General features: G+C 66.9%; 16 protein-coding genes and 1 pseudogene. 11 read left to right on the top strand and 6 right to left on the bottom strand.

Annotated features, from left to right (window positions below):
• Positions 1-12: 12 nt before the first annotated feature.
• The 3 genes from KSS94_RS00735 to KSS94_RS00725 are packed head-to-tail and all read right to left on the bottom strand — an operon-like array spanning position 13 to position 2,819.
• On the bottom strand, positions 13-876 hold the full coding sequence (locus tag KSS94_RS00735) for an ABC transporter ATP-binding protein (protein WP_217841211.1): 864 nt from the start codon (positions 874-876) through the stop codon (positions 13-15).
• Positions 877-882: 6 nt separating this feature from the next.
• The gene (locus KSS94_RS00730) at positions 883-1,902 is read right to left on the bottom strand and encodes an ABC transporter substrate-binding protein (RefSeq protein WP_217841210.1); all 1,020 of its coding nucleotides are present in this window, start codon (positions 1,900-1,902) and stop codon (positions 883-885) included.
• Between the two features lie 17 nt (positions 1,903-1,919).
• Positions 1,920-2,819, bottom strand: a complete 900-nt coding sequence (locus tag KSS94_RS00725) for a TauD/TfdA dioxygenase family protein (RefSeq protein ID WP_217841209.1) — start codon at positions 2,817-2,819, stop codon at positions 1,920-1,922.
• A 315-nt stretch (positions 2,820-3,134) separates the two neighbouring features.
• Here KSS94_RS00725 and wecB point away from each other — a divergent pair, with 315 nt between their 5' ends.
• The 11 genes and pseudogenes from wecB (at position 3,135) to KSS94_RS00670 (ending at position 18,494) form a co-directional block, all read left to right on the top strand.
• Entirely contained in the window at positions 3,135-4,271 is a 1,137-nt protein-coding gene (gene wecB / locus KSS94_RS00720) for a non-hydrolyzing UDP-N-acetylglucosamine 2-epimerase (RefSeq protein ID WP_217841208.1), read from the top strand.
• 304 nt (positions 4,272-4,575) lie between these two features.
• Positions 4,576-6,756 (top strand): hypothetical protein, encoded by a 2,181-nt coding sequence (locus KSS94_RS00715; RefSeq protein ID WP_217841207.1) that lies wholly within the window; start codon positions 4,576-4,578, stop codon positions 6,754-6,756.
• 16 nt (positions 6,757-6,772) lie between these two features.
• Positions 6,773-8,419, top strand: a pseudogene (locus KSS94_RS00710) (glycosyl transferase family protein); the annotation flags it as partial.
• Between the two features lie 83 nt (positions 8,420-8,502).
• Positions 8,503-11,256 carry an NfrA family protein gene (locus tag KSS94_RS00705; RefSeq protein ID WP_217841205.1) on the top strand — a complete coding sequence of 918 codons (2,754 nt, stop codon included), beginning with the start codon at positions 8,503-8,505 and terminating at the stop codon, positions 11,254-11,256.
• An 11-nt stretch (positions 11,257-11,267) separates the two neighbouring features.
• Positions 11,268-12,263, top strand: a complete 996-nt coding sequence (locus tag KSS94_RS00700) for an alginate O-acetyltransferase AlgX-related protein (RefSeq protein ID WP_217841204.1) — start codon at positions 11,268-11,270, stop codon at positions 12,261-12,263.
• Between the two features lie 3 nt (positions 12,264-12,266).
• Positions 12,267-13,385, top strand: a complete 1,119-nt coding sequence (locus tag KSS94_RS00695) for an alginate O-acetyltransferase AlgX-related protein (RefSeq protein ID WP_217841203.1) — start codon at positions 12,267-12,269, stop codon at positions 13,383-13,385.
• Positions 13,375-14,952, top strand: a complete 1,578-nt coding sequence (locus KSS94_RS00690; RefSeq protein WP_217841202.1) for an MBOAT family O-acyltransferase — start codon at positions 13,375-13,377, stop codon at positions 14,950-14,952. Before KSS94_RS00695 ends, KSS94_RS00690 begins: the two co-directional genes overlap by 11 nt.
• A gap of 18 nt (positions 14,953-14,970) precedes the next feature.
• Complete coding sequence (locus KSS94_RS00685) at positions 14,971-15,198, top strand: acyl carrier protein (protein WP_217841201.1); 228 nt, start codon at positions 14,971-14,973, stop codon at positions 15,196-15,198.
• A gap of 33 nt (positions 15,199-15,231) precedes the next feature.
• Positions 15,232-16,704 carry an AMP-binding protein gene (locus tag KSS94_RS00680; RefSeq protein ID WP_217841200.1) on the top strand — a complete coding sequence of 491 codons (1,473 nt, stop codon included), beginning with the start codon at positions 15,232-15,234 and terminating at the stop codon, positions 16,702-16,704.
• Complete coding sequence (locus KSS94_RS00675; protein WP_217841199.1) at positions 16,701-17,360, top strand: alginate O-acetyltransferase AlgF; 660 nt, start codon at positions 16,701-16,703, stop codon at positions 17,358-17,360. The genes KSS94_RS00680 and KSS94_RS00675 overlap by 4 nt, the downstream gene beginning before the upstream one ends.
• 6 nt (positions 17,361-17,366) lie before the next feature.
• Entirely contained in the window at positions 17,367-18,494 is a 1,128-nt protein-coding gene (locus KSS94_RS00670; protein WP_217841198.1) for an acyl-CoA dehydrogenase family protein, read from the top strand.
• Between the two features lie 219 nt (positions 18,495-18,713).
• Here the strand turns inward: KSS94_RS00670 and KSS94_RS00665 are convergent, their stop codons facing one another.
• The 3 genes from KSS94_RS00665 to KSS94_RS00655 all read right to left on the bottom strand — a co-directional run bounded on the left by KSS94_RS00665 (position 18,714) and on the right by KSS94_RS00655 (position 23,280).
• A complete protein-coding gene (locus KSS94_RS00665; protein ID WP_217841197.1) occupies positions 18,714-19,643 on the bottom strand; it encodes a DUF4434 domain-containing protein in 930 nt (309 codons plus the stop codon).
• Between the two features lie 114 nt (positions 19,644-19,757).
• The gene (locus KSS94_RS00660; protein WP_217841196.1) at positions 19,758-21,134 is read right to left on the bottom strand and encodes an HlyD family type I secretion periplasmic adaptor subunit; all 1,377 of its coding nucleotides are present in this window, start codon (positions 21,132-21,134) and stop codon (positions 19,758-19,760) included.
• A complete protein-coding gene (locus tag KSS94_RS00655; RefSeq protein WP_217841195.1) occupies positions 21,124-23,280 on the bottom strand; it encodes a type I secretion system permease/ATPase in 2,157 nt (718 codons plus the stop codon). Before KSS94_RS00655 ends, KSS94_RS00660 begins: the two co-directional genes overlap by 11 nt.
• Positions 23,281-23,763: the final 483 nt, after the last annotated feature.

Raw genomic sequence — 23,763 nt, 5'->3', positions numbered from 1 at the left:
TGCGTGCTCCTGTCAGTAGGCGATGCGGATGTCGTTGAAGCCAAGCTCGGCGGCCTGTTCAGGCGCCTCGGCTTCATCGAACAGCAAGCGATGGATGCGCCGCGCACTGGCCTGGAAGTCACTGGCACCCAGGCTGCCCAGGTCGTACTGGTGGCTGTGCACCTCGGCGCGCACCCGGCCTGGGTGCGGCGACAGCAGCAGGATGCGGTTGCCCACCACCAGCGCCTCTTCGATGGAGTGGGTGACGAACAGCAAGGTGAAGCGCACCTCCTCCCACAGCAGCAGCAACTCTTCCTGCATCTTGCGCCGGGTAAGGGCGTCGAGGGCGGCGAAGGGCTCGTCCATCAGCAGGATCTTCGGCTGGGTGGCCAGGGCCCGGGCGATGGCCACCCGCGCCTTCATGCCGCCCGACAGGGTGTGCGGGTAGGCATCGGCAAACCCCGCCAAACCGACCTTGTCGAGGTAATGCAGGGCCCGCTCCTCGGCCTCGGCGCGCTTGAGCTGGCCAGACACCAGCAGCGGGAACATCACGTTGTGCTTCACCGTCTTCCACGGCGGCAGCTGGTCAAACTCCTGAAACACCACGATGCGGTCCGGCCCCGGGCCGCGCACCGGCTGGCCTTGCAGCAGAATCTGCCCTTCGCGCGGGTCGATGAAGCCGGCCACCGCCTTGAGCAGGGTCGACTTGCCGCAGCCCGAGGGCCCCAGCAGCACGAACCGGTCGGCGCGGTCGACTTCGAAGCTGACCTGGTGGGTGGCCCGCACCACGCGCTGGGCGGTGCGGTATTCAAGGCTCAGGTTGTCCACCGCCAGCAGCGGTGGGGTGGCGACACGGCTCAGGTTGCTGGCCGTGTGGCCTGGCAATGGGGCGCTCATGGGCGATCAGCTCCCCTGCAACGGGCGTTCATCCTGGAAGAAGTAGTCCTTCCACGATTCGGGCTTGTGCTTGATGGCGCCGACCCGGTACAGGAAGTCGGCCAGCTTGTAGGTGTTCTTCGGGGTGACGGTGAATTCGTACTGCGGGTTGTCGATCAGCTTGATCAGCTCGTTGCGGTCGATCTTGGCCTTGGTCACGCGAATGTAGGTATCGGCGGCTGCGGCCTTGTCGTGCTGGGCAAAGTCGGCGGCCTCGGCGAGGGCATCGACGAAGGCTTTGTAGGTTTTCGGGTTGTCCTTGCGGAATTTCTCGGTGGCGAACAGCAGGGTCGGCGAGTTGGGGCCGAGCAGGTCATAGCTGTTGAGCACGATGTGCACGTTCTTGTTGGCCAGCGCCTGGTCCTGGAACGGCGGGTTGGAGAAGTGCCCGTTCAGCTCGGTGCCACCGGCCAGCAGGGCGGCGGTGGCGTCCGGGTGGGGGACGGCCAGGGTGTACTTGTCGAGACGGTTGTACTGCTTGTCGCCCCACTGCTGGGCGGCGGCGTACTGCAAGAAGCGCGACTGTACCGACACACCTACCGCCGGCAGGGCGATGCGGTCCTTGTCGCTGATATCGGCAATGGTCTTGACGTTGGGGTTGCTGCTGACCAGGTAGTACGGGAAGTTGCCCAGCGACGCCACGGCCTTGACGTTCTGCCGGCCTTTCGTGCGGTCCCACACGGTGAGCAGCGGGCCGACGCCGGCACCGGCGATGTCCACCGAGCCCGACAGCAGTGCGTCGTTGATCGCCGCGCCACCGGACAACTGCGCCCAGTCCACTTCGATGTCGATGCCCTGCTCTTTACCGTGCTTTTCGATCAGTTGCTGGTCGCGCACCACGTTGAGCAGCAGGTAGACGATGCCGAACTGTTCGGCGATGCGGATCTTGCCTTCGGCGTGGGCCAGGGTGGGTGCCGCGAGGCTACCGACCACCAGGCTTGCGCCCAGGCCGATGCTTGCCGCCAGGCGGCTGATGGATTTACGCATGATTGTTTCCTCAGTCGTCAGAACGGGGCATCGCCCTGGATGGTGGTGCGGTACAGCTTGCGCCGCAGGTGTGCGGGGCAGCCGGTGGCCAGGTGGATCAGCGAGCGGTTGTCCCAGAACACCAGGTCATGGGGCTGCCACTGGTGGCGGTAGATGTTCTGCTCCAGCACGCTCAGGGCGTACAGCTGCTTGAGCACGTCGCGGCTTTCGTCTTCGGGCAGGCCGACGATGCGGGTGGTGAAGCCTTCGCTGACGAACAGCGCCTTGCGGCGGTTTTCCGGGTGGGTGCGCACCACCGGGTGGATGACTTCCTGCACCTGGGCCAGTTGCTCGGCGGTGAGGGTCGGGCGCCAGCTGCCTTCGAACTTGGTCTCGGCGTAGCGGGCGGTATACGAATGGGCGGCGTCGCGGCCCTCCACCACCTTGCGCAGCGCTTCGGGCACCGCGTCCCAGGCCTTGTGCATGTCGGCGAACAAGGTGTCGCCACCCTCGCTGGGCAGCTCCTGGGCGTGCAGCATCGAGCCCAGGCTCGGCAGCTCTTTATACGAAAGGTCCGAATGCCAGAACTTGCCGGCATCGCCCAGGCCCAGGTTGCGACCGTCCTCGATGATGTTGGAAACGATCAGGATCTCGGGGTGGCCGGCCAGCAGGAACTGCTTGAGCACGTGGATCTGCAGCTCGCCGAAACGGCGGCTGAAGGCGATCTGCTGTTCGGGGGTGATGCGCTGGTCGCGGAACACCAGCACGTGGTGGCCCAGGTGGGCGCGGTGGATACGGCTGAAATCCTCGGCATTGACCGGCTTGGCCAGGTCCAGCCCGACGATTTCGGCGCCGACGGCGCCGCTGAACGGGCGGATTTCGAAATTTTGCGGCAGGGCGCTGTCGTTGATCGACAAGGCGTTCGAGGCGGCTGGCATTGTTCACTCCCACGCAGTGCGCGACGTTCAGGGCGCGCAACGATTCAGAAACGCACGGGGTTTACCCGTGTGGGTTCGAGTCGTGCGGCGCGCCGATTGGTCGGCGGGTACGCAGTGAGAGCGACTATAAATGCATAAGAAAAATAATTTAAATACCTTTAGAGTATATGAATATGTCTGCGACGGGTTGCCGCAGGCACTTCGCCGGCCAGCGGAAAGCAGCTATCAGCCGACGTTATGTCATTTTACCGATATGGCAATCCGGTATCATCGCCGGCTTTTCAAACCATCCGTTCATTCGTGGAGTTGCGCTAGATGAAAGTTCTGACGCTGTTCGGCACCCGTCCAGAGGCCATTAAAATGGCGCCCCTGGTCAAGACCTTGGCGAAGACCGAGGGCGTCGAAAGCATCGTCTGCAGCACTGGCCAGCACCGCCAGATGCTCGACCAGGTGCTGCAGCTGTTCTCCATCCCGGTGGACTACGACCTGGACGTGATGGTGCCCGGGCAGACCCTCAACGGCCTGTTCGCCCGCCTGCTCACCCGCATCGACGCGCTGCTCGAGGATATCCGCCCGGACTGCGTGCTGGTGCACGGCGACACCAGCACCGCAGCCGCCTGCTGCCTGGCCGCCTTCCACCGCGGCATCGCCATCGGCCACGTCGAGGCGGGCCTGCGTACCGGCGACCTGACCCAGCCGTTCCCCGAAGAAATGAACCGCCGGGTGGTGGACGTGATGGGCCGCTGGCTGTTCGCCCCCACCGTGACCTCGCGCGACAACCTGCTGCAAGAAAACCTGCAAGGGCAGATCCACATCACCGGCAACACGGTGATCGACGCCCTGGACCTTGCCGTGCAGAAGCTGGACAACGAACCCCAGGTCGGCGAAGCCTTCGCCCGCCGCTACCCGTGGCTGGACGCCAAGCGCCGCCTGGTGCTGGTGACCGGCCACCGCCGCGAGAACTTCGGCGATGGCTTCCGCCAGATCTGCCAGGCGCTGGCCGAGCTGTCGCGCCGCGACGACGTGCAGATCGTCTACCCGGTACACCTCAACCCGCAGGTGCGTGACGTGGTGATGAGCGTGCTGGGCGACAACCCCAACGTGCACCTGATCGAGCCGCTGGATTACCTGGAATTCGTCTGGTACATGCGCCGCGCCTACCTGGTGCTGACCGACTCGGGCGGCGTACAGGAAGAAGCCCCGCACCTGGGCAAGCCGGTGCTGGTGATGCGCAACACCACCGAGCGCCCGGAGGCGGTGGCCGCCGGCACGGTGAAGCTGGTCGGTACCGACAGCGCGCGCATCAAGCAGGCGGTCGAGACCTTCCTCGACGACGCCGCGCTGTATGCCCAGGTGGCCCGCAGCGTGAACCCGTACGGCGACGGCAAGGCCAGCGAGCGCATCGTCAACGCCTTGCTGGGCCGGCCGTTCGAACCGTTCCAGGGTCATTGAGAAAACCGCAAAAAGGGCTGTTCGCCGTCAAAATAACGGCGGCGAATTTCCGTATCACGTCTTTTATCAGATTGTCCAACAAAATATTGACATTGGCATTTTGATACTAGAGATTACGCACCCGATGTGATCAGGAAGTTGCGTCGCGCTCCACTAGAAGAACGCATGTTTATCACTTCCCCGATACCCGAACTTTCCCGATGACCACGCAACGCCGTGCGCTTGTCCGCGCCTGTTTGCGCACACGTTTGCACGCCCGCTCGAGGGCTGTCGACGCCCCTGAACCTTTGCAAGGACCCGATCGTTGAGCCACCCGAATCGTCGCCTGCAGTTCGCCGCCCTGAGCGCTGCCCTGACCTCCCCCCTGCTGGCCCATGCCACCCCTGCCAGTGATGCCTTGCAGGCGCTGACCGCGCAGGACCTGGTGTCGCGCAGTGTGTCGCTCAAGGACCTGGGCATCACCAACCCGGTAGTGCTCGACCAGGCCGACAACCGCCAGGCGTTCTTCCTGCCGGTGCCCAAGGGCGTGGCGATCAGCGATGCGCAAATCGAGCTCAAGGGCCGCTTCATCAAGGGTGAGGAAATGCCCGCCACCTTGCGCCTGAGCGTCGACGGCCAGCCGCGTGTGGCCGAGCGCGTCAGCCGCGCCGAAGGCGACCTGGGCCGCAACCTCGCGGTGGACAGCGGCCGGCATGCCAGCGGCTTCGTCAACTTCACCCTGGACTGGAGCTCGCCGGTTTCCGAAGACTTCTGTTCGCCACCCCGCGCCACCGCCAACGTGCTGACCCTGTCGCCGGAGACGCGCCTTAACTACCGCTATTCGATGTCGGCCCTGGGCAGCCTGGCCGAAGCCTGGAGCAGCCTGCCGGGCGAGCCGGTGATCCTGGTGGCGGGCGGCGCGCTGGAGCGCACCAGCTTCGACAGCGCCTGGCGCCTGGGCGTGGCCCTGGAGCGCAGCGCCCGCCGCGCCCAGGTGCGCGCCCTGCCGCAGGTTGGCGACAGCGTGCAACTGGCCGGCGTGGATGTACCGCCTGCCCTGGCCAAGCTGCCGGCCTTCGCCGCGCTGGCCGGCAAGCAGGCGCACAAGCTGGCCGACCCGGCCGAGCTGGGCGCCCTGCTGCTGCTCGACGCCCCGGCCATTCGCGCCGACCTGGCCGTGGCCGACGCCGCCCTGGTGGGCCAGATCAACAGCGCCCTGGATGCCCTGGGCCAGCAGCTGCAGGATGACCGCGAAGCGCAGGACGCCCTCAGCCAGTGGCGCAAGCGCCGCGCAGCCCTGGCCGGCAGCGCCCTGCCAAGCCAGCAGATGCAACTGCTGAGCCTGGGCCGCCAGGCCGTGGTGGCCGTGGCCGCCGACGCCGGGGCCAAGGCCGCCGGGGTGTTCGACGCCTACTGGCGCGACGTGCTGGTGGCGCCGCAAGCCCAGGTACGCCAGGTGGGCGAGGCCCTGCGCAACGACAGCGGCCATGTGCGCCTGAGCGCCCTGGGCGGCAACTTCAACACCTTCGACGTGGTCAGCCGCGGCGAGTGGACCGCCACCTTCCCGCTCAGCGCGGTGTCGGTCAACGGCCGCATGCCGGGCGAGCTGAACCTCGACCTGGCCGCTGCGCCAGGCGCTTCGAGCACCGCGCCGGTGGCCTCGGTGATCTGGAACAACGTGCTGCTCAACGCCGCGCAAATGACTGCCGACGGCAGCGCCGAGCGGCTCAAGGCGCGCATCCCCGGCTACGCCCTGGGCGTGACCAACACCGTGCAGGTGCGCTTCCAGCGCCAGCCCAGCTCGCCGCATTGCGCCGAGATTCCGCAGGCCTACCCGGTCAACGTGCTGCCCAGCAGCTACCTGACCCAGGCCGACGCCGAGCCCGACGGCACCTTCGTTGGTTTGCTACCGCTGCTGGCCGGCAAGCCGCAGGTACTGGTCAACCCATCGGCGCTGCAAACCCCGGTTGCCAGCCTGGGCAAGCTGATCCGCCTGGCCAGCGCCGCTTCGCTGTCGCCGGTCAACGCCGAGCTGCTGCTCAGCGACGCCAAGGGTGACGTGACGCCGGACCGCCCGTTCCTGGCGCTGGACGTCCAGCTGCCCGGCGCCAAGCCGGTGCTGGGCGTGGCCGAGCTTGAGCGCCTGCAAGCCCAGGGCAACCAGCAACTGGCCCTCGACCTGCAAGGCCCGCAAGGCCTGGGCACGCTGTCGGTAGTTGCCTCCAACGGCCAGGACGGCGTGCTGTGGAACAGCCTGGGCAACCCAGGCATGGTCCCGCAACAGCCGTTCCTGCTGACCCGCGGCAATGCCGTGGTGGTGGGCGAGCAAGGCCCGCTGACCTGGATCGACACCACCGACCCTGAGCTGAACCTCAGCGGCACGCCGTTCCACCAGTGGCGCAAGCAGCTGGTGTGGGCACTGCCGACGCTGTCGGGCATCGTCCTGGTGCTGCTGGTGCTCGGTGTGATCGCGCGCCGTCTGCGCCTGAAGAACAAAGGCAAGTAAGGCCAGGTAACCGACCATGTCCTCACTCTACTGGCCGTACCTGCTGGCGGATTACTACCGCGTCCTCGAACTCGTCACCGCGTTCGTCGGGGTGCTGATCCTGCTGTCGAGCCTCGATGACCTGTTCATCGATGCCTGGTACTGGGTGCGCCAGGTGTACCGCAAGCTGCTGATCCGCCGTAAACGCTACCAGGCGTTGACGGTGGAGCAACTGCGCAGCAAGCCGGAGCAGCCGCTGGCGATCATGATCCCGGCGTGGCTGGAGTACGACGTGATCGCGCCGATGCTGGAGAACATGGTCGGCTCGCTGGACTACAAGAACTACTACATCTTCGTCGGCACCTACTGCAACGACCAGCGCACCATCGACGAAGTCGAACGCATGCGCCGGCGCTACAAGCAGCTGGTGCGCGTCGAGGTGCCCCACGACGGCCCGACCTGCAAGGCCGACTGCCTGAACTGGATCATCCAGGCCATCTTCGCCCAGGATGCGCGCATGCCCGAGCCGTTCGCCGGGGCCATCCTGCATGACAGCGAAGACGTGCTGCACCGCCTGGAGCTGCACTACTTCAACTACCTGCTGCCGCGCATCGACTTCGTCCAGCTGCCAGTGACCTCGCTGGAACGTGACTGGTACGAACTGGTGGCTGGCACCTACATGGACGAGTTCGCCGAATGGCACACCAAGGACCTGGTGGTGCGCGAAAGCATGTCGCGCATGGTGCCGTCGGCAGGCGTGGGCACCTGCTTCTCGCGCAAAGCGCTGCTGGAGCTGTCGGCCGAAACCAACAACCAGCCGTTCAACACCGACACCCTCACCGAGGACTACGACATCGGTGCACGCCTGGCCCGGCGCGGCATGAAGCAGATCTTCGGCAAGTTCCCGGTGGACTACGTGGCCAAGCGCACCACCTGGTTTGGCCACGGCAAGGAGAAAATGGTCGCGGTACACATGCCCCTGGGTGTGCGTGAGTACTTCCCCGACACCTTCCGCACCGCCTACCGGCAGAAGGCCCGCTGGACCCTGGGCATCGGCCTGCAGGGCTGGAGCCAGGTGGGTTGGGAGGGGTCGCTGGCGACCAAGTACCTGCTGTTCCGCGACCGCAAAGGCCTGATTACCTCGTTCATCGCCATCCTCGCCTACCTGCTGCTGGCCCAGCACCTGGTGTTTCTGGGCATCAGCGCCAGCGGCCATTGGGATGTGTTCTTCCCCTCGGCGTTCGGGCCCAACAGCGCGCTGATCGACCTGATGTGGGCCAACACCCTGGCGCTGAGCCTGCGCATCCTGCAGCGGGCCTACTTCGTCGGCCGCTTGTACGGCTGGGAACATGCCCTGCTGTCGGGGCCGCGGATGATCATCGGTAACTTCATCAACGCCATGGCCGCTGCACGGGCCTGGCGGCTGTACCTGGGCTACCTGTTCCTGGGCAAGAAGCTGGTGTGGGACAAGACCATGCACGACTTCCCGTCGTCCGACCAGTTGCAGCAGCAACGCCTGCGCCTGGGCGAACTGCTGGTGTCGTGGCGCGCCATCGACGAGGAAGTCCTCGGCCAGGCGCTCAAGGCCCAGGCCGAAGAGCACAAGCCGCTGGGGCAGATTTTGCTCGAGCACGGCTACCTGGACGCCGACACCCTTCAGGAGGCGATCCTGTTCCAGCAGGAAAACGGCGAGCCCGAAGCGCCGCCCCCCGTCACAGCTCCCCCAGCCGCACCTGCGGCGCAGAAGAAGCAGAGTGCCGCACTGACATGATTTCCGCTCGTCCTGCCGTTGTGTTGTTCGGTGCGTTGCTCAGCTGCGCCAGCCTGCCCGCCGCCTACGCCGCCGAGGCGCCGCTGGAGGGCGTGGCCTGGGAGCAGGCCGACCAGGCCTACCGTAGCTACCAGTTGGGGCGCTACAGCGATGCCCTGCGCCAGGTTGACGGCGCGCTCAAGTTGCGCCCGGAAGTGGCGCGGCTGAACCTGCTGAAGGTCTACACCCTGCAGAAGCTTGGCCGGCGCAACGAGGCCCGACAGGCCGCGCAAAGCGCGCTCAAGCGCGGGGTGCGCGACCCGGGCCTGCAAGCGGCGGTGACCAACCTGCAGAGCGCCCCGGCGGCCAGTAGCGGCGGCCCGGCGCCGTCGCGGGCCTACCAGCTGGGCTTCCCCCTGGCCACCAAGGCTTATGCCGCCTACAACGCCGGCGACATGCCGGCCGCCGAGCGCGATGCCGAGCGGGCCTTCCGTACCGACCCGACCCAAGGCGCCTGGGCCCTGCTCTGGCTCGACAGCCTCGAGGCCCAGCAGCGCTGGCCCGATGCCGCCGCAGCGGCAGACACCGCAGTCAAGCTGGGCGCACCCAACACCAGCGACCTGCAGGCCCGCAAGCAAACGCTGAACCGACGCATGGCCGTGCGCCCGGCCGAACAGGCCTACCAGGCGCTGATCGCCAACCGCCCGGGCGATGCCGTGCCGCTGGCCCGCGAAGCGGTGCGCCTGGCCCCGGACATCGCCAGCCACCGCCTGCTGCTGGTCACCGTGCTGCTGCTCGACAACCAGCCCGCCGCCGCTGAACAGGCGGCCAACGAGGCGCTGCAGGACGACGACGAAAGCACCGTGCTGATCGTCATGCGTGGCTACCTGCGCCAGTACCAGGGCAACGCCCAGGCCGCCAATGCCGACTTCGACAGCGCCCTGGCCCAGGACTGGCTGGACGAAGACCAGCTGCGCAACGTGCGCCTGATCGCCATCGATGCCGCCCTGGCCGCCGGCGACAAGGCCCGCGCCAGCGCCTTGCTGGCGCCGCTGGATGGCGCAGACGAAGCCGTTGCCCGACGCCAGCAAGCCATCGCCGACCTGCGTAATCCTGCAGCCACGCTGAACCTGGCCAACTACCCGGCGCCGCGCCAGTCGTGCGTGGACACGCCCTACGGCACCCAGTGCGAACTGCTGCCCGCCGATGCCGGCGGCGCCGCCGGCCCGGCCACCGAGGCCTACGCCGCCTATGCCCGGCAGGATTACCAGGAAGCCATCCGCCAGGCGCGCAAGGCCAGCGAACAAGACCCGGACAACCTCGAATTCCAGCGCCTGCTGACCACCGCCCTGGCCGCCGGCGACGCCAGCCAGGCCGCCGAGGCCGAGCAGCGCCTGAGCGATGCCATCGCCCGCACCCCAAGCGATGCCGAACTGCTGATGCAGCGCGGCTACCTGCGCATGCGCACCAAACAGCCCGAGCGCGCCCGTGAAGACTTCCGCGCCGCCGCCGACACCGGCAAGGCGCCGAAGACCATCATCCTCGACGAGGCCTACGCGCTGTCGGCCATGGGTGAAAAGCCGGCGGCGGTCGAGAAGCTCAAGCAGGCCATCGACATGGACGATGCCGGCAAGCTCGACCTGGACGCCCAGCAACGCCAAAACACCCGCAGCGCCATTACCGGCTTCGACCGCGAGTGGGGCGCCACGGTGACCCTGAGCTACCGCGGCGCACGCCCCACCACCACCATCGCCAACGCCGGGCAAAGCTCGGCGGGGGATTCGGTGTTCAGCACCGCCGAGCTGTACTGGCGGCCCAGCCAGTTCAACGACCAGAACGGCGTGCTGGAAGTGTATGGACGGTTGAGCAATACACTGTGGGATGAGGGTGGCAGCTTCCGTTCCAGCGGCGCCGTGGACCCGTGCACCAAGCAGGCACTGGATGCCGGCAGCGTCAGCGACTCGCAGTCGGTGACCGGCTGGCCAAGCACCGTCGGTGCGCTGGGCGTGCGTTACGTGCTGTCCGATACCGGCTTCACCTTCGGCCTGGAGCGGCGCTTCCTGCTGGGTTCGGCAACCCGTGAAGGCACCGCCAACCCAGGCAACAGTACCGACCGCTGCGACTTCCAGAGATCCACCCAAAGGACCGGCCTCAATGGCTCGTTGATGCGCTACAAGCTCAAGGACAGCGCCGGCGGCTGGCTGGCCTATGCCACTTACGGTTTCTACCGTGGCACCGAGTTGCGCTTCGATGAGCCGAGCTGGTGGACCGTCGATGCCTATACCCAGCTGGGTTACTCGATAGAGGACAACCCGGCGAAGTGGACCCTGTACGCCACCGACGCCCAGGGCTCGCGCACCGACGAAGTGGCGCAGGCCGACGGCAACCTCAAGCGCGAACAGGTATTCCTCAGCAACGAGATCCGCATGGGCCGCAGCATCAAGCTGCTGCCCGACCTGGTGCTGTTCCCCCATGTGGTGGGCGCCGCCGACTGGCTCTGGCAGCAAGACACCGCCACCGGCCTGCATGGCGCGACCGGCAACTCGAACTTCACCAACCTGATGGACGGCCAAATTTCCCTGACCCGCGACCAGAGCTCTTGGGCGATGGGTGTCGGCCCCGGTATCGCCTTGCGCTACTGGTTCCGCGAAGACCACTATCACACCCCCCGTTCCTACCTGGACTGGACCGCCCAGTACCGCTTCGCCGTTGGCGGCGGTGCCAGCGAGCGGGCCGAGGGGCTGTTCATGAACCTGACTCTGTCGTATTGAGGACCTCTTTGATGCTGCCGTCTTCTCTGCTCAACCTTTCCCGCACCGGCCTGTTTGCCGGCCTGCTGGCCGCCGCCGTGGCGCTGGCCGTGCCCGCCGCCCGCGCCGATGATTCCTCGATCGTGCTGCAAGGCCAGCAAGGCTGGCTGTTCCCGGGCTGGGGCAGCCTGACCGAGGTGGACAGCCGCGGCATCGAGGCCTCCACCGCGCTGATCAAGGACGCCCAGCAGGCCCTGGCCGCCCGTGGCGTGCAGCTGCAAGTGCTGGTGCTGCCGGACAAGACGCGCTTCTACCAGGACAAGCTGCCCGCCGGCAAAGCCTTGAGCGCGCAGGTGCAGCAGCGCTACCAGACCATCCTCGCCAGCCTGCACAAGGCCGGCATCAGCGCCATCGACGACGAGGCGGTGCTGCGCCAGGTCAAGGGCAGCGGCCAAGAGGTGTTCTACCGCACCGACCAGCACTGGACCCAGGCCGCCGCCGACGCCACCGCTGTGGCCACCGCCGAGCAGGCCAAGCGTGACGTGCCGGCCCTCAAGGGCAGCGCCGGCAGCGGCATGGTGCTGGGCAGCGAGTTCAAGGACCGCCGCTTCGGCGACCTGGCCGAGCGCTTCCTCACCCCCGAGCAGCGCAAGCAGACCGGCCGCGAAACCTTCACCGTGCGCCGCCAGGCGGCCGCCAACGGCCTGCTGGACGATGCCCCGGCGCCGCTGCACGTGACCGGCCACAGCATGGTGCAGCCGTACTTCGGCTTCCCGCAGAAGCTGTCCAACAGCATCGACCGCCCGGTGTCGGTGAACTGGAAGCCAGGCAACGTCGGCCAGTGGATCATGCTGCTGGAGTACCTGGAGTCGCCGGACTTCAAGCGCAACCCGCCGCAGGTGCTGGTGTGGCAGATGTTCGAGCCCACCTACGCCCAGGGCCCGCAGGCCAGCGGCCTGTGGGACAACGCCTCGATCATGTCCGCCGACGCCTGGCGCCAGCGCCTGCGCGCAGCTGCCGGTAAGTGACCCATGGCTGACCAGGGCACCCCTTCGCACCGCGGCTACAGCGCCGCGGTGATCGCCTTGCTGCTGCTGGCCCAGGCCTGCGGCCTGTGGCTGCTGCACAACGACCAGCTGGATGCCGCGCAGCTCAAGCCTGCGGCCTGGCTCGACGGTGAGGCGGGCAAGGCGCTGGGCGATGCCCTGCAGCCGGCGCTGCAAAAAGATGCCGACACCGTCAGCGCCGCCGTGCGCTATCGCCTGCTGGGCGACCTGGGCGACCAGGTGGTGCAGGGCTGCCCGGGCTGGCTGTTCTACCGCGACGGCCTGCGCGCGCAGCCCGGCGTGAAGGGCGCCTTCGAGGCGCGCCAGCGGCTGATGCAGCACTGGGTGGCGCAGCTGCACGGTCAGGGCCTGCAGGTGCTGCTGGTGGCCGTGCCGGACAAATCACGCATCGAAACCCAGGCCCTGTGCGGCCTGCGCCAGTCAGCGCAGTTGCAGGCGCGGCTGGGCCAGTGGCAGGCCGGGCTGGCCAGCCTGGGCGTGCCCTACGCCGACCTGGGCAGCGCCCTGGCCGAGGGCCCGCAACAAGCGCCGCGGTTCTTCCGCACCGACGTGCACCTCAATGCCAGCGGCGCCCAGCGCGCCGCCGACGCCGTGGCCGCCGCCGCCCTGCCGCTGCTGGCCGGCAAGGGCGCGCAGCAGTTCAACCAGAGCCAGGCCGGCAACGCCCAGCCGCGCATGGGCGACCTGATCGTCCTCGCCGGCCTAGAACACGCCTCGGCGGCCTGGCGCCCGGCCGTTGAAGACGAGTACCCCGAACAGATCCAGCCCCAACGCGGCGGCGGCCTGCTGGACGACACGCCAGTGGTCGAAGTGCTGCTGGCCGGCAGCTCCAACGGCCGGCGCAGCGCCTTCGCCGAGCGCCTGGGGCGCAACCTCGGCCAGCAGGTGTGGAACCAGAGCATGGACGGCGGCCAGTTCAGCGGCGCCCTGCTGGCGGCGCTGGGCAAGCGCGAACGCTGGCCGGCCAGCTTGAAACTGGTGATCTGGGAATTCTCCGAAAGCGCCCTGTCGCTGCCTTTGACCGCCGACGAGCGCGCCGTGCTGGCATCGCTACCTGAAAAGCAGGCCGACCATGCTCTTTAACTCCTACCTGTTCCTGCTGCTGTTCCTGCCGCTGACCCTGGCTGCGCACTACCTGATCGCCGCCCGCAGCCTGCGCGGCGCAGCCTTGTGGCTGTGCGTGACCTCAATCGTGTTCTACGGCTGGTGGAACCCGCAGTTCGTGCTGCTGCTGATCGGCTCGATCGCCTTCAACTACCTGGTCAGCCTGCTGATCCTGAACAGCGCCGGGCGGCCCAGGCTGCAACTGCTGGTGACCACCGCAGGCGTGGGCGCCGACCTTGCCTTGTTGTTCCACTACAAGTACTTCGTCACCCTGGTGAACTTCGCCCAGGACTGGGGCCTGGCCGGCACGCGCCTGGACGACATCATCTTGCCGCTGGGCATCTCGTTCTTCACCTTCACCCAGATCGGCTACCTGCTCGACTGCCGCGCCGGCATCGTCAAGGAACGCAGCCTGCTCAGCTACGTGCTGTTCGTGACCTTCTTCCCGCACCTGATCGCCGGCCCGATCCTGCACCACAAAGAAATGATGCCGCAGTTCGCCAAGCCGGATAACTACCGCTTCCGCGCCGAGAACCTGAGCATCGGCGGCATGCTGTTCGTGATTGGCCTGGCCAAGAAGGTGCTGCTGGCCGACCCCATCGCGCCCTATGCCGATGCAGGTTTCGCCGACCCGGGCAGCCTGGGCTTCTGGGCCGCCTGGGGTACCGGTATCGCCTATGCGCTGCAGCTGTACTTCGACTTTTCCGGTTATTCGGACATGGCCCTGGGCCTGGCGAAGATGTTCGGCATCCGCTTCCCGCTGAACTTCAACTCGCCCTACAAGGCCAGCAACATCATCGACTTCTGGGCGCGCTGGCACATCACCCTGACCCGTTACCTCACCGCCTACCTGTACTACCCGGTGGCCATGGCGGTGTCGGAGTGGCGCGGCAAGCGCGGGCTGCCGGTGGGCACCCAGGGTGCGGCCACCGCCGGCGGCTTCGCTGCGGCGATCATCCTGCCGACCACCTTCACCATGGGCCTGGCCGGCATCTGGCACGGTGCCGGGCTGCAGTTCTTGATTTTCGGCCTGCTGCACGCCGGCTACCTATCGATCAACCATGCCTGGCGCATCTTCGTGGTCGGGCGCAACAACAAGAAGGGCCCGCAGCACCCGCTCAAGGTGGCGGGCTACGTGCTGCTGACCTTCGCTGCGGTGATCGTCGCCCAGGCGTTCTTCCGCGCCGAGTCCACCCACGATGCCGTGCTGCTGGTCGAGGGCATGTTCGGCCTGCGTGGCCTGGGCAGTCTGCCGGACGTCCTCTACCCGGCCGGTGTGGCCTGGGGCGATGCCTGGCGCATGCTGGTCGGCCGCCACCTCGAGGCCCTGCACGTGCTGGCGGTGCTGGCGGTGGCCTGGTTCCTGCCCAACTCGCACCAGATCATGGGCGGCTTCTCGCCGTCGCTGGCGCGCGCCCAGCTGGACGGCCCGGCCGCCCTGCGCTGGGCCCCCAACCTCAAGTGGCTGGCGATCATGGCGGCGCTGTTGTTGCTGTGCCTGATGAACCTGCACAAGGAAGCACGCTTCCTGTACTTCCAATTCTGACCTTATAGAGATAACGACATGAGCGACCTCAAGCAAAAACTGGCCGAGATCATCGAGAGCGTAATCGGCACCAGCGTTGCCCACGACGACTTGCTGATCGAGTCGGGCCTGGTGGACTCGATGACTGCCGTGGACATCGTCATGGCGGTGAAAACCGAATTCGGCTGCAAGGTGCCAGCCACCGAGATCGACGAGCACCTGGAGTCGGTCGACGCCCTGGCTGCCTTCGTCCAGAACAACCGCTGAGCCCGCACGGGCACGCACCAGGGAGGCTGCCGGATGCACTTCGATTTCGACCGCTGCGACTTTGCCGATTGCGCGCAAGGCGGGGCCGCCCCGGCGTTGCGTGATGCCCGTCGGGTCTTGGACTGGGCCGGCCTGCAGGCCGCCGTCGAGGCGTGGATGCTGCGCGCCCAGGCCGAAGGTATCGCGCCCGGCACGGCCGTGGTGCTCAGCGGCCACAAGCAGATCGAGTTCGTGGTAGCCATGCTCGGCTGCCTGCGCCTGGGCGTGACCTATGTGCCGCTGGACAGCATCAACCCGCCGCAGCGCCTGCAACGGATCATCGAGCTGGTCGGCGCGGCCCGCTGCTATGACGCCGCCAGCGACAGCTTCGGCGCAGGCGTTGCGCAAGCCTTGCCGCTGGCTGAGGCGAACCTGGCCTACATCATGTTCACCTCCGGCAGCACCGGCGACCCCAAGGGCGTGCAGATCGGCCGCGACAGCCTGGCGCTGTTCGCCGGCTGGATCCGCGACTGCCTGGCCCTGGGCCCGGCGCCTGCGTTCATGAACCAGATGCTGTTCAGCTTCGACTTCTCGCTGTTCGATTTGTGCGGCGCCCTGGCGCTGGGCGGGCAGTGCGTCTTGTGCCCGCGTGAAGTCATCGCCGCCCCCGAGGCGTTCGTTGGCTACCTGGCCGAGGGGCAGGTGCAGGTGTGGGCCTCGACGCCTTCGTTCGTGCGCCAGCAACTGCTCAACGATGCCTTCGACGCCGAGCACCTGCCGGCCTTGCAGGTGTTCGTGTTCGGCGCCGAGTCGCTGACCCCGACCCTGGCCCTGCAGCTTTGGCAGCGCTTCCCCAAGGCGCGCATCATCAACTCCTACGGCCCCACCGAGGCGACCTGCTCGACCACCTGGATCGAGATCGAGCCACCGCTTGCGCCGGGTGCCCAGCCGCTGTCGATTGGCCGGGCCAAGCCGTACGCCGAGCTGTTCGTCGAAGACGGCGAGCTGTGCATCGCCGGCGACCACGTCATGCGCGGTTACCTCAACCGCCCGGACCTGAGCGCGGGTGTGCTGTTCGAGCACAACGGCAAGCGCGCCTACCGAAGTGGCGACCTGGCCGATATCGACGCCGAGGGGCGGGTGTTCTTCCATGGGCGACGCGACGACCAGATCAAGCTGCACGGCTACCGCATCGAGCTGGGTGAAGTGGATGCCGGCCTGGCCACCCTGCCGGGTGTCAGCGCTGCTGCCACCGTGGCCTTGCGCCGCCCGGATGGCGCCCTGGTGCGCATGATCGGTTTCATCGAAACGCCGGAGCAACTGCCCGCTGCCACCCTGGGCCCGCTGCCGGAGGCGCTGGCAGACTGGAAGCAGCGGCTGGCCGGCAGACTGCCTTCCTATATGATCCCGTCCGAACTGCTGGCCTGCGGACAGTTCCCGGCGACCTTGTCCGACAAGGTCGACCGCAAGCGCCTGGCGGCGCTGTACCAGGATGCCCGCGTGAAACGCCCCAAGGAGACTGCATGAAAGCTCTGAATCTGTTCGCCGCTGCGCTGGTGCTGAGTGCGGCCCTGCCCCACGCTGCCCAGGCCGAAGGCAAGCTGGCGCAACTGTATGCCCCACGCCCACCAGCCGGTTCCGCGTTCGTCCGCGTGCTGCACCCGGATGCCACCGCCGTGCAGGTGCAGGTCGGGCAAAACGCCCCACAGGCGCTGGGCGCCGACAAACTGGCCAGTAGCTACAACGTGGTCAAGGGCGGCGAGCCGTTCACTATCAGCATCGCCGGCAAAGTAGTGGGTGAGCTGAACGTGGCCGCCGACAGCTACCAGAGTGTGGTGCTGAACGCCGGCAAGCTGCAGGTGCTGGACGACAGCGCGGCCAGCGATGACGCGCTGAAGGCCGAGCTGCGCTTCTACAACCTGGCCGGCGACTGCCCGGCCGGCCAGTTGCAGGTCGCCGACGGCCCGACGCTGTTCAGCGAGGTCAAGCCCAACACCAGCCAGGCCCGCGCCATCAACCCGGTCAGCGCCAACCTGAGTGCCGGTTGCGGCGCCGCCCAGGCCAAGGCCCTGGCCTTGCCGCAGTTGCAGCCGGGCGATCACTACGCGCTGTTCCTCACCGGCAGCGCCAGCCAGCCCGTGCTGCGCGGCGAGCTGGCCGGCACCGCGCCGTTGGCCCGGTAAGCGGCCATGCGCACACTCTTTCGTGATGACCACCTGCTGTTTCGCGAACAGGTGCAGCGGTTTATCCAGGCGCGCATCCTGCCCTTTTATGCCGACTGGGAACGCGACGGCCTGACCCCGGCGGCGCTGTGGCGCGAAGCCGGCGCCCAGGGCCTGCTGTGCCCGGCGCTGCCGGCGCCCTATGGCGCCGATGGCGACTTTGGCCACGCCATGGTGGTGATCGAGGAACTGGCCCGGGCCAACTGCCTGGGCATTGGTTTTTCGATCCACTCCGACATGGTCGCGCCCTACCTGTACAACCTCGGCAGCCAGGCGCAGAAAGACCGCTGGCTGCCGGCCATGGCCGCAGGCGAGCTGATCGGCGCCATCGCCATGACCGAGCCGGGGGCCGGCAGTGATCTGAAGGCCGTGCGCTGCCGCGCCCGGCGCGAGGGCGAGCACTATGTGCTCAATGGCCAGAAGACCTTCATCACCAACGGCGTCAACGCCGGGCTGATCATCGTCGTCGCCAGTACCGAGCCGGACCTCGGCGCCCGCGGGCTGTCGCTTTTCTGCGTCGAGGCGGGGCTGGCGGGCCTGAGCAAGGGCCCGGCCATGGCCAAGATCGGCCAGCATGCCCAGGACACCTGCGAGCTGTTCTTCGATGAAATGCGCGTGCCGGCCGACTGCCTGCTGGGTGAAGAGAACGCAGGCTTTGAATACCTGGGCCTGGAACTGGCCCGCGAGCGCCTGGCCATTGCCCTGCGAGCCGCGGCGCATGCCGAGGGCATGCTTGAAGAAACCCTGGCCTACACCCGCGAGCGCAAGGTGTTCGGCAAGCGGGTCAGCGACCACCAGCACAACCGCTTCATCCTGGCTGATGCGCGTGCGCGCCTGACCATGCTGCGGGCGTTCCTCGACGACTGCGCGCGCCAGCTGATGCAGGGCACGCTGGACCCGGTGGTGGCGGCCATGGCCAAGCTCAATGCCACGCAAATGCAGGGGCAGGTGCTCGACCAGTTGCTGCAGTTGCATGGCGGGTATGGCTACAGCAGCGAGTACGGCATTGGCAGGGCCTGGGCCGATGCGCGGGCGTTGCGCATTTTTGGTGGCACCAGCGAGATCATGCTCGAGATTATCGGGCGCAGTCTTTAGCGCCAGCCTGTTCGGGCCTCATCGCCGGCAAGCCGGCTCCTACAGGTACAGCGCAGGCCTGAACCGTGGGAAGCGGCCTTGTGTCGCGATGGGGCGCGCAGCGGCCCCGACGATCTTGCATGATGCCGAAATCCTGGGGCTGCTGCGCAGCCCATCGCGACACAAGGCCGCTTCCCACAGGGATCGCGTAGCCCTCAGGAACCCTATCAACCGGGGGCCTCAACCGCGGCGCTGCTGCCAGTCGTGCAGCAGGCGCTTGGCGCGGGGGTCATCGCCCAGGGCCCAGGGGTCGAGGGCGAAGGCCACCACTTGCTCGGCGCCGGTGGTGCGGGCCCACTCCAACTGGCGGTTGACCCGGGCGTAATCGGCAGAACGGGCCTGGAAGTCGCTGCCGTCGTTGTTCGGCGACGGCAACTGCTCGAACAGCTCCACCACCACATCGAATGCCACCTTGCGCCTGCGCAGCTCCAGCAGCAGCGGCTCGATGCCTTGCAGGTTGGCCCAGCCGGCCACCCCAACGCCGTCCTGCACCACCGGCCGCAACGCGGTGCTGTCGAGCAGTGTGCGCCACAGTTGCACCAGCGAGCCTTCGGTGGGCAGCACGCTGTAGTAGGTGGAAATGGCTGGCACGCTGTCGCTGTGCTGGCGGGTGCTGCTGGCCATGTCCGCCAGCCACTGCGCCAGGCGCTGCTGGCTGTCGGCAGTGGCCCAGTGGTACTGCTCCAGCTCGTAGGGGATGTACCAGCCGGCGAAGGCGCGGTGCTCGGCCCACGGGGCGCTGGCCATGTAGCCCTGCGCCCCGGTCAGGGCCTGGGCGAAGAAACGCGCCTGGCCCTGGGCATCGGCCGACAGCGCCGGCCACCAGGCGTTGTCGAACGGCAGGCCCAGCTGCACCTGCATGCCTTCGTCGCGGGCGATGTCGAACACCGTGCGCAAGCTGGCATCGGGGATCATCCACGGCGAATCGCCGCCCACCAGGCCGACCCACTGCACGGTGATGGTCCGGCAGCCCATGGCGGCGGTGGCCGCCAGGCGCTGGCGCCACTGTTCGGGGGTGAGGTCGGCGTGGCTCTTCCACAGCTGCAGAAAGCTGCCCTGCAGCCCTGAGGAGCGAGTGCAACCCGGCAGGTTGGCGATTATTGGCGCCATGGCCAACAGGCCCAGCAGCTGGCGGCGCGAGAGTGCGGGAACGATGATGGCGGTCCTTGTAGAGGCGCAGTAGGGCCAAGGTTAACCGAAAACCCGCAGGGCCCGCTCGCCCGCTCAACGCTCACGCAATGCCTCGGCCTTGGCCTTGATGATCGGCTTGAGCAGGTAGCTCATGATGGTCTTCTTGCCGGTCTTGATATCCACCGTGGCAACCATGCCGGGGATGATCAGCAGCGGCTTGTCGTCAGTGCCCAGGTGGCTTTTTTCGGTGCGCAGGCGGATCGGGTAGTAGGTGGTCTTCTTGTCCTCGTCGGTGACGGTGTCGGCGCCGATCTGCTCGAGCTTGGCCTCGAGCCCGCCGTAGATGGTGTAGTCGTAGGCAGTGAACTTGACCATGGCTTCCTGGCCGGGGTGCAGGAAGGCAATATCCTTGGGCAGGATCTTCGCCTCGATGACCAGCGAGTCGTCCAGCGGCACCACTTCGACGATGTCGCTGCCGGGCTGGATCACCCCGCCGATGGTGTTGACCAGCAGCTGCTTGACGATGCCGCGCACCGGCGAGGTGACCAGGGTGCGGTTGACCCGGTCGTCCAGGGCTTTGCTGGTGGCGGTGGTCTTGTTGAGGTCGGCGCGGGCCTCGTTGAGCTGGGTGAGGGCGTCGCTGCGGAACTTGCCGCGGGTCTCTTCGATCTTGCTCTGCACCTCTTTCACTGCAGCTTCGGCCCGGGGGATGGCCAGGCCGGTGGCGTCCAGCTCGCCGCGCATTTCTACCTCGGCGCGGCGCAGGCGCAGGATCTCCACCTGGGAGATGGCGCCCTTGGCCACCAGCGGCTCGGACATGCCGATCTCCTGGCGCAACAGCCCCAACTGGTTGCTGTACTGGGCACGCTTGGAGTTGAACTCGCGCAGCTCTTGCTGTTTTTGCACCAGCTGCTGCTGCAGACCGTCAATTTCGTTGCCCAACTGCTGGCGCCGGCTGTTGTACAGCGACTCTTCACTGGCGGCCTGGCTGGGCGCCGACTCGCGCAGCGTGCTGTCGATGTTCAGCGGCCGGTCATCGACTTCGGCGCTCAGGCGCTCGACGCGCAGGGCCATGGCCACGCGGTCGGCCTCGGTTTCGCCCTTGTTCGAGGCGAAGCGGGTTTCGTCCAGGCGCAACAGCGGCTGGCCCACCTCCACCACCTCGCCCTCCTTGGCGAAAATTTCGGCGACGATGCCGCCCTCGAGGTTCTGGATTTTCTGCACCTTGGACGAGGGGATGGCCTTGCCCTCGCCGCGGGTGACCTCGTCGATGGGGGCGAAGCTGGCCCAGACGACCAGGAACAAGAAGAACGCGATCACCCCCCAGATGGTCAGGCGCACCACCCGTGGGGCGTCTTCGATCAGCGCCTTGTTGACCTCGGGCAGGGGTTGCCCGTGGAGCGAGTCCGAGCCCTTGAAGTAGCGGCGCAGCTGGTCCTTGAAGTGACCGACATCGAGTTTAGGCAACACTGATCTGCCCCTTCTTCAGCGCATCCATGACAGAAGCTTTCGGGCCATCGGCAACCACCTGGCCGCGGTCGATGACGATCAGCCGGTCGACCAGCGACAGCAGCGAGGCGCGGTGGGTGACCAACAGCACGGTCTTGTTTTCGACCACCGCCTGCAGGCGCTGCTTGAGGCGTTCCTCACCGGTGTTGTCCATGGCCGCGGTGGGTTCGTCGAGCAGCAGGATCTGCGGGTTGAGCAGCAGCGCCCGGCCCAAGGCGACGTTCTGCCGCTGGCCGCCGGACAGGTTCTGCCCGCGCTCGCCCACCTGCAGCTCGTAGCCGTCCGGGTGCAGCCTTGCGAACTCGTGCACCCCGGCAAGCTCGGCGGCCTGCAGAATCAGCTCGTCCTCGATGTAGCGGGCGCCGCTGACCAGGTTGTCGCGCAGGGTGCCGGCCAGCAGCTGGATATCCTGGGGCACGTAGCCGATGTTGTGGCGCAACTCGCTGACGTCGATCTGGCGGATGTCCACGCCGTCCACCAGCAGCGCGCCGTTGTCGGCCTCGTACAGGCCGACGATGAGCTTGGCCAGGGAGCTCTTGCCTGAGCCACTGCGGCCAATGATGCCGACCTTCTCGCCGGGGCGGATGGTCAGGCTGATGTTCTTCAGCGCCATGTTCTGCTGGTTGGGGTAGGTGAAGTCCAGCCCGCGGAACTCGATGGCGCCCTGCAGCACCTGGCGGCTGAGCGGGCGTTCCTCGAAGTTGCGCTCCTGGGGCAGGTCCATCATCTGGTTGGTGGCGGTCATGGTCACCTTGGCCTGCTGGTAACGCGCCAGCAGCCCGTTGAGCTGGCCCAGCGGGCCGAGGGCGCGGCCGCTGAGCATGTAGCAGGCCACCAGGCCGCCCATGCTGAGGTTGCCGTCGATGATCAGGTACACCCCGACGCAGATCATCGCCACGCCGGCCAGTTGCTGGATCAGCAGGGTGATGTTCATGGCCAGGCCCGACAGCACCTTGACCCGCAGCTCCAGGCGGCTGAGGGTGCCGAGGGTCTGCTCCCACATGTACTGGCGCTCGCTTTCGGCGTTGTTGACCTTGACCGCATCCAGCCCGGCGAGGGTCTCGATCAGGCTGGACTGGCGCTCGGAGGCCAGGGCCATGGTGCGTTCCATGGTCGCCATCAGCGGTTTTTGCAGGGCGTAGCCGATACCCAGGGCCAGCGGGAAGGCCAGCACCGGGATCCACACCAGGTGCCCGCCGATGATGGCGATGACCACCAGGATGATCAGGGTGAACGGCAGGTCGATCAGGCTGGTGAGGGTGAGCGAGGCGAGGAAGTCGCGCAGGCCCTGGAACTCGTGGATGTTCTGCGCGTAGCTGCCGACCCGCGCCGGGCGGTACTTCATGGCCATGCCGACGATGCGCTCGAACAGCGTGGCGGAGATGATCAGGTCGGTCTTTTTGCCGGCCAGGTCCAGGCACAGGCTGCGCAGGCCCTTGAGAATGAGGTCGAAGATGTAGGCGCCGGTGATGCCCACCGCCAGCACCCACAGGGTGGAGGTGGCCTGGTTGGGCACCACGCGGTCGTAGACGTTCATCACGAACAATGGCGCGGCCAGGGCGATGAGGTTGATCACAAGGCTGGCGGCGATGGCGTCGATGTACAGCCATTTGCTGCGCAGCAGGGTGTCGCGGAACCACGAGCGAGTACGTGGGATGAGGTTGCCGTGGTTGACGTCGTACTTGTGCTGCGGCTGGGCGAAGAACACCCGGCCGCTGTAGTCGCTGACCAGCGCCTCGCGGCTGACCAGCACCTCGCCGCCGTCGCTTTCGCTGAGCAGCAGGCGTGCGGTGTCGGCGTTTTCCCAGCCCAGCAGCACGGCGGCGCGGCCTTCCTTGAGCAGCAGCATGGCCGGCATGGCGATGCTGGGGATCTGCTCGAGCTTGCGCTGCAGCATGCGCCCCTGCAGGCCGGCGCGGGCGGCGGCACGGGGCAGCAGCTCGGGGGTGAGGCGCTGGGAGGGCAAGGGCAACCCGGTGGTCAGCATCACCCGGCTGGCGGGTTTCTGGTGCAGCACGCACAGGGTCAGCAGACAGTCCAGCAGCGGATCGTCGTGCTGACTACGCGGATCATGACTGAGCAGGACTCGACTGACTTCGGATTCCACGTGGCACTCTCTTCCATTGCGCAAGTTGCGGGCAACATGCCATCAACCGTCACCCGATGTTCTTTAGTGCAGACGGTGAGCCAATACGAAGGTTCATCTTTGCCACCAGCACTTCGCGAGCTATCAGCCATCCTTGGTTATAAGCCTGAACACAAGTTTCATTCAGGCCACAGCACGTTCAAAAGACTAACGCTTGGTGGCGCCGATGCAAGTGGAAGTTGCAGCAGTACCGTTCGCAGGGTGTGCCTGGCCGTGCGCAGGCCCCGTACTACGTGGCTTGCGCACGCAAAAAGCGCTGAAGGCGTCTAGCGTGAAGCTCAACGCCGAGTGCAGCGACGCTTATGAACCAAGCCACCGGCCATATGACTAATACGAAAGTGAGAGTTGGCAAGCGGTGAAATCACGATATGACTTTAGATTGCCGCGCGCCTGCAACATGCCGACAAATGTCAATATTTCGGCATGTTTAGCCAGCAGCAAAGA

This window comes from Pseudomonas fakonensis (genome assembly GCF_019139895.1).
Taxonomy (GTDB): Bacteria; Pseudomonadota; Gammaproteobacteria; order Pseudomonadales; family Pseudomonadaceae; genus Aquipseudomonas; species Aquipseudomonas fakonensis.
The sequence above is the reverse complement of the archived record's forward strand: the minus strand, read 5'-3'. Positions and strand labels throughout refer to the sequence as shown.

Bases quoted from the DNA above. Each gene is read 5' to 3' on its own strand.
- KSS94_RS00675 (WP_217841199.1), top strand. From the start codon at position 16,701: ATGAAAGCTCTGAATCTGTTCGCCGCTGCGCTGGTGCTGAGTGCGGCC.
- KSS94_RS00685 (WP_217841201.1), top strand. From the start codon at position 14,971: ATGAGCGACCTCAAGCAAAAACTGGCCGAGATCATCGAGAGCGTAATC.
- wecB (WP_217841208.1), top strand. From the start codon at position 3,135: ATGAAAGTTCTGACGCTGTTCGGCACCCGTCCAGAGGCCATTAAAATG.
- KSS94_RS00680 (WP_217841200.1), top strand. From the start codon at position 15,232: ATGCACTTCGATTTCGACCGCTGCGACTTTGCCGATTGCGCGCAAGGC.
- KSS94_RS00730 (WP_217841210.1), bottom strand. From the start codon at position 1,902: ATGCGTAAATCCATCAGCCGCCTGGCGGCAAGCATCGGCCTGGGCGCA.
- KSS94_RS00735 (WP_217841211.1), bottom strand. From the start codon at position 876: ATGAGCGCCCCATTGCCAGGCCACACGGCCAGCAACCTGAGCCGTGTC.
- KSS94_RS00665 (WP_217841197.1), bottom strand. From the start codon at position 19,643: ATGGCGCCAATAATCGCCAACCTGCCGGGTTGCACTCGCTCCTCAGGG.
- KSS94_RS00725 (WP_217841209.1), bottom strand. From the start codon at position 2,819: ATGCCAGCCGCCTCGAACGCCTTGTCGATCAACGACAGCGCCCTGCCG.
- KSS94_RS00690 (WP_217841202.1), top strand. From the start codon at position 13,375: ATGCTCTTTAACTCCTACCTGTTCCTGCTGCTGTTCCTGCCGCTGACC.
- KSS94_RS00705 (WP_217841205.1), top strand. From the start codon at position 8,503: ATGATTTCCGCTCGTCCTGCCGTTGTGTTGTTCGGTGCGTTGCTCAGC.
- KSS94_RS00670 (WP_217841198.1), top strand. From the start codon at position 17,367: ATGCGCACACTCTTTCGTGATGACCACCTGCTGTTTCGCGAACAGGTG.
- KSS94_RS00695 (WP_217841203.1), top strand. From the start codon at position 12,267: ATGGCTGACCAGGGCACCCCTTCGCACCGCGGCTACAGCGCCGCGGTG.
- KSS94_RS00700 (WP_217841204.1), top strand. From the start codon at position 11,268: ATGCTGCCGTCTTCTCTGCTCAACCTTTCCCGCACCGGCCTGTTTGCC.